Origin of the sequence: uncultured Thiohalocapsa sp. (assembly GCF_913063425.1) — a bacterium.
Lineage (GTDB): Bacteria > Pseudomonadota > Gammaproteobacteria > Chromatiales > Chromatiaceae > Thiohalocapsa.
This window is the reverse complement of sequence record NZ_CAJXYK010000117.1, coordinates 1-2,012: the sequence shown is the minus strand read 5'-3', so window position 1 is coordinate 2,012 and position 2,012 is coordinate 1. Positions and strand designations below refer to the sequence as shown.

General features: G+C 68.2%; 1 pseudogene. It reads right to left on the bottom strand.

Going from position 1 to position 2,012, the window contains the following annotated elements:
• Positions 1 to 2,012, bottom strand: a pseudogene (locus QZ607_RS25770) (DNA methylase); the annotation flags it as partial.

Genomic DNA, 2,012 nt, shown 5'->3' with positions numbered 1-2,012 from the left:
CAGCTCGTCCAGGAAGGCCATGTCGTCCCCGTGGCGCTTGCGCAGCACCATCAGGACCGTGCCCTGGACGTAGTTGCTGCCCGCCTTGTTTCCGTAGGGTGTCTCCGTGGCAACAGTCCAGGCCGCCGTCACCCGCAGCCCCGCTGCCCAAAGAATGAGCGCCAGATCCGCCCAGACGCCGGCGTCGGAATGCGTGAACATGACAATCTGCATGCCGTCATCCGGCATGCGCGCGGCGAGGTTGCTGTAGGTGGCCACCATGGCCTCGCGAAACGCCTTGCCGCTGCCTTGGATGGCCAGGGCGCGGCGGCTGTCCGGGTTCCAGTCCGGGAAGAGCCTGGGCAGGTGCTTCTCGTACCAGGCGAGGAAGAATTCGGACAGCTCGTGATAGACGATGGCGTCGGCATAGGGGGGGTCGGTGATCCAGACATCGGCACGGCCCACCTCACCCCGCGCGTCCGCTACGCGCACCTCCGCGCGGTCGCCGAATGAGAATTCGAGCAGATCCGAGCGACTCTCGGTCATGAAGAAGTTGTCAGCGGAGCTGGCAAACGACCGTACGCCATAGTTCACCAGCGTGTTCAACGCTTGGTTGCTGAACGTTTGCACGACCTTCTCGTGGCCGGAATCTGTCCACCAGCGACAGAGCTTGCTGCCCCAGTCGGCGGAACGAGCCAATCCTAGGAATACCGTGGCGATCTCCACCCGCTCGCTGCGGGCGGCTTGCAAACCCATCTTTAGAACAACGCGGTGGTTCAGTAACTGGCGCGGGCTAAATAGGTGATGCCAATAAGCCCACCCCCGAGTCCGAATCGGCTCATCCGTCTTCGCCCCTGAAGGAATCGACAAAGTCGGAATCAAGCCCTGCGTCTGCCATTCATCGAACCTCTCCCTGAGCAGCTCCAGCGCCCGTGCCTCCCGCTCCAGATCATCCCCGTCAACGGCAGCATACCGGACAGTCGGCACACGCGCCGCCAGCGCCGCAACCTGAGCGTTCCGGGTCTGTCGCGTGTCGCGCAGCTCGATCCACCGCGCCCGCAGCGGCTGAATCTCGGCCTGGGGACGCTTGCCGTCCACCGTCGCCCGCCACTTGGCCTCGGCCGCGGCGGCTTCCGCGTCCTCGGTCAGCCAATCCCGCTCGCGGAGCACGGTCAGCGCATCCCGCTCGGCCGGATCCAGCCAGTCCGCCAGCGCCTCGATGGCCTCCTTGAGCGGCACCCAGTCCGGCACCGGGCGCGGGGGCACGCCGGCATCGGCCTGCCGCTCGTACTGCTCCGCCCACAGCAGGTCCGCAAGGCCCGGGAGCCGCCAGCGCACGCAGTAGAGCCGTTCCTGGAAGACATCGTCAGGGCGCGGCACCAGGTCTTGGTTCTCCCACAGTCTCAGGCCGCGCCCCTGGTTGTCGCGAATGTCTGCGATGGCGTTGGACTGGCCGCAATTCGGACAGTGCAGCCGGGAGCTGCGGACGGTGCCGGCGGCCTTGGCCGCGTCGAGCTCCGCACGGCTCACGCCCTGGTCGATGGCGATGTCGAAGCGCTGATTGGCCGCATCCGACACCAGCCGGGCGCGGGTCATGGTGCGCTCGCCGATGACCCAGCTCGGCGCCAGCGGCACCAGCCAGCCGCAGTCCGGGCACTTCACCTCCAGACAGTAGAGATAGGCATCGGCGCGCCAGCCGGCGGCGTTGTGCTCGATGCGCCAGTCGGTGATCTGCTGGTCCACCGCGTCGAAGACCTGCTGCTGGGCGTCGCGCACCCGTGCGGTCACCTCCGGGCCGCCGCCGACGATGTGCAGCGCCGCCCAGGTGAGCAGCGCCGCCACCGGGTTGAGGTCCGAGGCCACGGCCCGGCAGCCGATGCGCGCGGCCTCGAAGGGCACGCTGCCACCGCCGCAGAAGGCGTCGCCCACCGTGGGCACATGGCCGAAGCGGCGCTCGCCCAGCTCGCGCACCAGCGCCGGCAGGCTGTCGGCGCTGGTGCCCAGGTGCGCGTTGATGGCCGCCCAGGCGTCCT